The sequence below is a fragment of the Hydrogenophaga sp. genome (genome assembly GCF_030158645.1).
In the GTDB taxonomy this organism is placed as follows: domain Bacteria; phylum Pseudomonadota; class Gammaproteobacteria; order Burkholderiales; family Burkholderiaceae_C; genus Hydrogenophaga.
In genome coordinates, this window is the sequence record NZ_JAOASO010000123.1 from 1 (window position 1) to 7,066 (window position 7,066).

Here is a 7,066-nt window from a genome sequence, read left to right on the forward strand (position 1 = left end):
GCTTCGGCAAGCCCATCATCATGAGCACCGGCATGCAGACCATCGACGGCATGCGCCCGTCGGTGAAAGCACTGGACGACTCGGGTGTGGACTACGCGCTGCTGGAGTGCACCAACCTCTACCCCTCGCCACCCGAAATCGTGAGCTTGCAAGGCATCACCGAACTGAAGAGCGCCTTCCCGCGCGCCGTCATCGGTTTCTCCGATCACAGCATCGGTCCCGAAATGGCGCTGTCCGCCGTGGCGCTGGGCGCCTGCATCCTGGAGCGCCACTTCACCGACACACGCTACCGCAAGGGCCCTGACATCTCGTGCTCCATGGACCCGGCCGAGCTCAAGTTCCTCATCGACCGCTCGCGCGAGATCCACACCGCGCTGCACAACCCCAAGGTGCGCACCGCGCCCGAAGAAGACGTGTACCGCTTTGCACGCGGCTCCATGGTGGCCGACCGCGACCTGCCCGCCGGCCACGTGGTCACGCCCAGCGACATCTGGGCGCGCCGCCCGGGCTCGGGCGAGATCTCGGTGCAGCACTTCGACCGTCTGGTGGGCGCGAAGCTCACCCGCGCCGTGAAGCGCAACCAGCAACTGCTGTGGAGCGACCTGGACGGTGTGAAGCCGCAAGCGAATTCGTGATGACCAGCCGGCGCCTGCTCTTCGTCACCGGCACGCGGGCCGACTTCGGCAAGCTGGAGCCCCTCGCCCTGGCCGCGCAGCAGGCCGGATTTGCTGTGGGCTTCTTCATCACCGGCATGCACATGATGCGGCGCTACGGCGAAACGCGGCTGGAGGTGAAGCGCTTCCCCGGGGCCGAGTTCTTCGAATTCGTGAACCAGCGCGAAGGCGACGCACAGGATTTCATCCTCTCCAAGACCATCCTGGGTTTTTCTGATTTTGTGCACGAGCACCGGCCCGATCTGGTGGTGATCCACGGCGACCGGGTGGAGGCGCTGGCCGCCTCCATCGTCTGCGCCATGAAGTACATCCCGTCGGCGCACATTGAGGGCGGCGAAGTCTCGGGCACCATCGACGAGAGCATCCGCCACTGCAACACCAAGCTGTGCGCGGCGCACTTCGTGAGCTCCGAGGGCGCAAAGCAGCGCGTGCTGGCACTGGGCGAATCGCCCGAGAGCGTCTACAACATCGGCTCGCCCGAACTCGACACCCACGCCCGCCCCTCGGGCGTGACGCTGGCGCAGGTGAAGGAGCGCTACGCGATCCCGTTCGACGATTACGGCATCGTGATCTTCCACCCCGTGACCTCGGAAGCCGACACCATCGGCGCGCAGGCACAGGCGCTGTTCGCGCGGCTGGAAGCCAGCGGGCGTAATTTCGTGGTCATCGCGCCCAACAACGATCCGGGCACCGAAGACATCTTTGCCGTGCTGGAAAAGCTGCCCAGGGAGCGCTTCCGGCAGATACCGTCGATGCGGTTCAACTACTTCTCCGAGCTCATGAAGAACGCCTCGGCGATGGTGGGCAACAGCAGCGCGGGTGTGCGCGAGGCGCCGTTTCTCGGTGTGCCCAGTCTGGACGTGGGCACGCGGCAGAACCGGCGTGCCAGTGGTGCTTCGATCACGGCGTGTTCCGCGATTGACTCGGGTGTGATCGATGGCTTTGTGCAGGACACCTGGGGCCATCGGTTCCAGAACGACACCACGTTTGGAGCTGGCCATGCCGCGGCTGCCTTCGTGGACGTGCTCAACCGGCCCGATTTCTGGTTGAAGCCGTTACAGAAGGCCTTTGCCGGTGATTGACTTGCGTTCCGTTCCCGCGCGTTTCGAATCCGCCATGGACGCCACCGCCAAGGGCGGCGCCGTTGTGTTGCTGCTCGGTGTGCCCACCTCGATTGCACTGGTCAACATCGGCATCCTGCTGATCCTGATCGGCTGGTTCCTCTCGGGTCGGTGGCGATGGAAGTTCGATGTGGTCCGCCACCACCCGCTGACGCTGCCGGTCCTGCTGCTGAGCGCCTTGGTCCTGATCGGCATCGCCCACTCCGATGCGCCCAAGGCCTACATCAACCACCACCTGTATGTGTACAGCAAGCTGCCGCTCATGCTCATGCTGCTCACCCTGTTTCACGATCCCCGGTGGCAACGCCGCGGCCTGCTGGCGTTTGCGATCGGCTCGGTGGTCACGGTGGTGAGTACCTACGCCAACATCTGGTTCGAGGTGCCCTGGTCCGATTCCCACAACCAGGGCCTGGGCCTCACGCACCACGTGTTCAACGACTACATCGCTCAGGGTCTGGCCATGTCGTTCTTCACGGCGCTGGCGTTGGTGATCGCCATCGACGCTCGGGAAAGATCCATCCGCTGGGCCTGGGTGCTGGTGGCCGCCTTCACCGTCTTCAGCATCACCCACCTGCTGCAAGGGCGCACCGGTCAGGTGGTGTTGCTGGCCATGTTCTGCGCGCTTGCGGCGGTGGCGGCACCGGCGGCATGGCGCTGGCGTGTGCTGGTCACGGTGGCGGTGGCCACGGTCCTGCTGTTCCTCTCGTCACCCTTGCTGCGCGCGCGTGTGATCTCCTTGTTTGCCGAGTTCTCCCAGTACACGGATGCCGGCGTGTTCACCACCTCCACCGGCTACCGGCTGGACATGTGGCGGAACGCACTGGAGATGTTCATGACCAGTCCACTGTGGGGGCACGGCACGGCGGGCTACCGCGTGTTGTCCGAACAGGTTTACGCCGACGCGGCGGTGTGTGCGGTCGCCTGCGTGCATCCGCACAACCAGTTTCTCCTGCTGGCGGTCGACTTCGGCGTGCTCGGGCTGGTCGGCTATGTGCTGCTGCTCCAGCGATCCTTCAGGGCGGCGTTCGACCTGACCTCGCGCTATCGCAACCTGCTGGTGGCGTTTCTGGCCATCCTGTTCGTCGACAGCTTCATCAACGGGCCCTTCTGGGTGACCACCGAGCGCCATCTGTTTGCCTCGGTCTTGCCGCTGCTGCTGGCCGGCTGGCGTCTGCCCGCCGAGTCCCGCGTCGATCCGTTGCTGGCCTCGGCGCGTTCCACATGATCCCGGCCTGGAAGATCCGCCGCGAACTGGAGACAGCACGCCAGCAACTCCAGGCCATTCCCGAGCGACTGATCGGCCCGGGCCGGCAGCGCCGGCTTGACAGCCAGTTTCCGAACGGCTTTCGCGTCATGAACGGCACTGCGGCGTTGGGCCCCAAGGTGGCGATTTTTCTGGTGTACCAGCCGCGCGGCATGTCCGCCTCCGCGGTGGCCACGTGCCGCCACCTCAGCGAGCGCGGCTATTCGGTGGTCCTGGTCGCCAATTCGCCGGTGTCTGCGGTGGACGAAGCGTCGCTGGGCCGCTGGGTCTGGCGCTTTGTCGAGCGCCCGAACTTCGGCTACGACTTCGGTGGATACCGCGATGGCATACGCTTGTTGTGGCACTGGTCCGTGTCGCCGGAGAGTTTGATCATCCTCAACGACAGCGTGTGGTTTCCGCTCCACAAGAACGAGACGATGCTGACGTCGATGGAGGCGTCCAGCGCCGGCTTTCTGGGTGCCTTGCGGCATGTGGATTTGCCCGAAACGGACACCGAGCATGCCGGCATTTTCCTGTCGTATTTTTTCCTGATCAAACGCGCTGTGCTGACCTCGGAAGTGTTCGTCAATTACTGGAACGGCTACGTCTCGACCAGCAACAAGTACCTCACCGTGCGCCGCGGCGAGCGGGGTTTTTCCCGCACGCTGTTCGCAGCCGGTGTGCCGAGTGAAGGTCTCTACTCCAGGGACCGCTTCATGACCGCGGTCACGCAGCAGCCTGCGGCCTTCCTGCGCCAGACCCTGGTCTACGGCGCCTACACCGACCCGGATCTGGAGCGGGCAAGGGACGCGCTGCTGCAGGCCGATGCCACGTCAGAGGCCTGGCGCTTGCAGGCCATCGAGCACATCCGTGCGGCGGTCAACAAGCGCAACTTCCACTCGTCGTTCTGTTTCGCCAGCATCCGCTTGCTGGGCATCCCCTTGCTCAAGAAAAACAAGGGGGAGTTGCAGGTGCGCATGCGGCGCCAGTACTTGCTGGCGGTGAAGGCCGGCGACCTGCCCCCGCCCGAGCCCGCGGTGTTGGCCGAGATCGAAGCCAGCATCCGTTGAGCGTTCGGCTCACGGCGCCAACAGCGAATTGATCGGCAACAAGTCTTCCGGCACCAGCCGACCGCTGGCCTGCTTCAGACGCAAGCCACCCAGCAACACGTTGTAGCGGGCCTGGGCCAGGTCGCGCTTGGTCTGGAACAGCTGGCTTTGTGCGTTGAGCACGTCGATGTTGATGCGCACGCCCACCTGGTAACCCAGCCGGTTGGCGTCCAGGGCGCTCTGACTGGAAGCTTCGGCGGCTTCCAACGCCTTGGCCTGACCCTGGCCCGAGATCACGCCGAGGAACGCACTGCGCGTGGCCAGATCGACGCCGCGCTTGGCGGCTTCCAGATCGGTGCGGGCCTTGTCTTCGAGTGCCGTGGTTTCCTTGACCCGGTTCTGGATCGCGAAGCCGGCGAACAGTGGCATGTTGAACTGCACACCGACGCTGGCGTTGTTGCTGCGCACGGTGTTCTGGGCGAACGTGTTGGTGGAGGGCGCGCGGGCCACCTGATACTGCGCCACGAGGTCCACCGTGGGCTTGTGGCCGGCTTCGGCCTTGCGGGTTTCCAGCTGTGCGATCTCCAATCCGCGCGTGGCCTGCAGGATGGTGGGGTGGGTGTCATCGTTCAAGGCCACCCAGGCTTGCGGATCGGCGGGCAGCAGCGGTGGCAGCACCACCGGTGCCGCCAGCGGTTTCGGTGTCACGGCGGCGCGTCCCACGAGTTGGTTCAGCGCGAGCTGCTTGACCCTCAGGTCGTTCTCGGCGGCGATCTCCTGCGCCACGACCAGGTCGAAGCCGGCCTGCGCTTCGCGCGAGTCGGTCACGGTGGTGGTGCCGACCTCGAAGTTGCGTTTGGCCGCCGCAAGTTGTTCGGCCACGGCGGTCTTTTGCGCGCGCACGAAGGCCAGCGTGTCGGTGGCGGCCAGCACGTCAAAGTAGGCTTGCGTCGTGCGCACGATCAGGTCTTGCTCGGCCAGGGTGAGCGTGGCCTTGGCCACGTCCACCGACAGCAGGGCCTGGTCGTTGTTGAGTTTGTTGACCGGGCGGTACAGCGGTTGGCTGGCCGACAGCGTGGCGCTCTGGCTGTTGCTGCTGGTGTCCGCGCCGCCATTGATCTCGCGCCGTGCCCAGCTGGCGGCCGCGCCCAGTCCCACCTCGGGCAGCAGGCCGGCCTTGGCCTGCTCTGCACGGAAGAGGTTGGCCTCGTACTGTGAGCGAGCCGACAGGTAGGTGGCATCAAACCCGCGCGCCGCTTCATAGAGCTCCACCAGACTCTGGGCCTGTGCGCCGGTGGCCGCGCTCAAGCCCCAACCGATGGCCACCGCCAGACGGCTCATGGAGAACGGTCGGCTCCTTCGGGAGTCGGGTGCGTGCGGTGCTGTCATGAAGTTCCTTTGAATCGAATGGCGGTGGATGGCGTGTGGGTTCAATAGACCGGCACAGCGGGGTCGCGTTCTTGCGACCAGGCGTGTATGCCACCGTGGATGTTCACGATCTGTGTGAATCCCTGGTTCATCAGAAAGTTCGCCACCTGCGCGCTGCGCATGCCGTGGTGGCACAGGCAGGCGATGGGCTGGTCGCGGTCGAGCTCGGACAGGCGCTCGGGCACGCTGCGCATCGGCATGTGACGCAGCTCGAAGCCTTCGGGCTTGACCGACGCGGTCTGCAGCTCCCAAGGCTCGCGCACGTCGAGCACCACCGGCTTGCTGCCATCGGGCATGGCGCTGGCCGCTTGAGCCAGCCAGTCATCCAGCTGTGCGGGTTGAATCGCTTTCATGGGTGTCCTTGAGGGGGTCAGAAGCGGAAGCTCGATGGCTCGGGAAAGTTCAGCAGGCGCGGCGCCACGGTGTCCCAGGGTTGTGCGGTCTGGAACGAGGCCTCGCCGATGCGGGTGACGATGGTGGCTCGCATCATGGGCTCATGGCCGACGATGGCGGCCAGGCGGCCGCCTGGCGCCAGCAGGGCCAGCAAGGCGGGCGGAATCTCGGCGACCGAGCCGCTGAGCAGGATGGCGTCGAACGGGCCGTTGACGCTGCAAGCGGCAAAGCCCTGCGCGGCGGCGTCCGCGTGTTGGACTTCCACTCGTGCGATGCCGGCGTTGCGCAGGTTCTCACGAGCGGTGGCAGCCAGCACCGGGTCGATTTCAATCGTGAGCACGCTGTGGGCCAGGCTGGCCAGCAGGGCCGCCATGTGGCCGCTGCCGCTGCCGATTTCCAGCACCTTGTCGGTGGGTTTGAGGTCGAGGTCCTGCAGCAGACGGGCTTCGACCTTGGGCGCCAGCATGCACTGGCCGTCCACCGCGGGGTGGGTCAGGGGGAGTTCCATGTCGGCGAAGGCCAGGGCGCGGTGCGCGGCGGGCACAAAGGTTTCCCGGTGGAGCCGGGAGAGCAGTTCGAGCACCTGGGGGGAGAGCACCTCCCAGGGGCGGATCTGCTGCTCAATCATGTTGAAGCGGGCGTGATCGAAGCCGGTGTGGATGGTGGCGGCGGTGTTGGTCGTCATGGAGGGAACTCCTGGGAGCGTCTGAAAAAATAAAACGAATGGGTGATTTTACGGAGCGGACACCGCCGGTTCCGACACGGCCGTGCCCATGCCGAGCCTGCGGCGGAACCACTGGGCCAGATCGTCCATGTAGCAGTAAACGACCGGCACCACCACGAGCGTGAGCAGCGACGATGTGATCACGCCGCCAATGACGGCCTGGCCCATGGGCGCCCGCTGCTCCGAACCTTCGGTGAGCGCAAACGCCAGCGGCACCATGCCGAAGACCATGGCCAACGTGGTCATGAGGATGGGGCGCAGCCGCACGCGCGCGGCCAGCAGCAGCGCCGACTCGCGGTCCATCGGCGCTTCGCCCACCAGCCCGTGGCGTGCGCGGATCGCGAAGTCCACCAGCAGGATGGCGTTTTTCGTGACCAGCCCCATGAGCAGCACGATGCCGATGACCGAGAACATGCTCATGGTGGAGCCGAACA

At 65.5% G+C, this 7,066-nt stretch carries 8 protein-coding genes; 4 read left to right on the top strand and 4 right to left on the bottom strand.

Features of this window, described 5'->3' with window-relative positions:
• From Q1W68_RS13205 to Q1W68_RS13220, 4 genes are all read left to right on the top strand, one after another.
• The coding region (locus Q1W68_RS13205; protein ID WP_300716926.1) for an N-acetylneuraminate synthase family protein at window positions 1-635 on the top strand (635 nt) is incomplete at its 5' end.
• Window positions 635-1,756 carry a UDP-N-acetylglucosamine 2-epimerase gene (gene neuC / locus Q1W68_RS13210; RefSeq protein WP_300653264.1) on the top strand — a complete coding sequence of 374 codons (1,122 nt, stop codon included), beginning with the start codon at window positions 635-637 and terminating at the stop codon, window positions 1,754-1,756. The genes Q1W68_RS13205 and neuC, both read left to right, overlap by 1 nt.
• Before the next feature lies 1 nt (window position 1,757).
• The gene (locus Q1W68_RS13215; RefSeq protein WP_300653263.1) at window positions 1,758-3,020 is read left to right on the top strand and encodes an O-antigen ligase family protein; all 1,263 of its coding nucleotides are present in this window, start codon (window positions 1,758-1,760) and stop codon (window positions 3,018-3,020) included.
• Window positions 3,017-4,108 (top strand): rhamnan synthesis F family protein, encoded by a 1,092-nt coding sequence (locus tag Q1W68_RS13220; RefSeq protein ID WP_300659843.1) that lies wholly within the window; start codon window positions 3,017-3,019, stop codon window positions 4,106-4,108. Before Q1W68_RS13215 ends, Q1W68_RS13220 begins: the two co-directional genes overlap by 4 nt.
• Window positions 4,109-4,117: 9 nt before the next feature.
• On the opposite strand, the gene Q1W68_RS13225 is transcribed toward Q1W68_RS13220, so the two are convergent.
• From Q1W68_RS13225 to Q1W68_RS13240, 4 genes are all read right to left on the bottom strand, one after another.
• A complete protein-coding gene (locus Q1W68_RS13225) occupies window positions 4,118-5,428 on the bottom strand; it encodes a TolC family outer membrane protein (RefSeq protein ID WP_300716927.1) in 1,311 nt (436 codons plus the stop codon).
• A gap of 89 nt (window positions 5,429-5,517) precedes the next feature.
• A complete protein-coding gene (locus tag Q1W68_RS13230) occupies window positions 5,518-5,868 on the bottom strand; it encodes a rhodanese-like domain-containing protein (RefSeq protein WP_300652942.1) in 351 nt (116 codons plus the stop codon).
• Between the two features lie 17 nt (window positions 5,869-5,885).
• Entirely contained in the window at window positions 5,886-6,593 is a 708-nt protein-coding gene (locus tag Q1W68_RS13235) for a protein-L-isoaspartate O-methyltransferase (RefSeq protein WP_300652945.1), read from the bottom strand.
• Between the two features lie 48 nt (window positions 6,594-6,641).
• On the bottom strand, window positions 6,642-7,066 hold a 425-nt coding region (locus Q1W68_RS13240; RefSeq protein WP_300716928.1), incomplete at its 5' end, for an efflux RND transporter permease subunit.

Bases quoted from the DNA above. Each gene is read 5' to 3' on its own strand.
- neuC (WP_300653264.1), top strand. From the start codon at position 635: ATGACCAGCCGGCGCCTGCTCTTCGTCACCGGCACGCGGGCCGACTTC.
- Q1W68_RS13220 (WP_300659843.1), top strand. From the start codon at position 3,017: ATGATCCCGGCCTGGAAGATCCGCCGCGAACTGGAGACAGCACGCCAG.
- Q1W68_RS13225 (WP_300716927.1), bottom strand. From the start codon at position 5,428: ATGAGCCGTCTGGCGGTGGCCATCGGTTGGGGCTTGAGCGCGGCCACC.
- Q1W68_RS13230 (WP_300652942.1), bottom strand. From the start codon at position 5,868: ATGAAAGCGATTCAACCCGCACAGCTGGATGACTGGCTGGCTCAAGCG.
- Q1W68_RS13235 (WP_300652945.1), bottom strand. From the start codon at position 6,593: ATGACGACCAACACCGCCGCCACCATCCACACCGGCTTCGATCACGCC.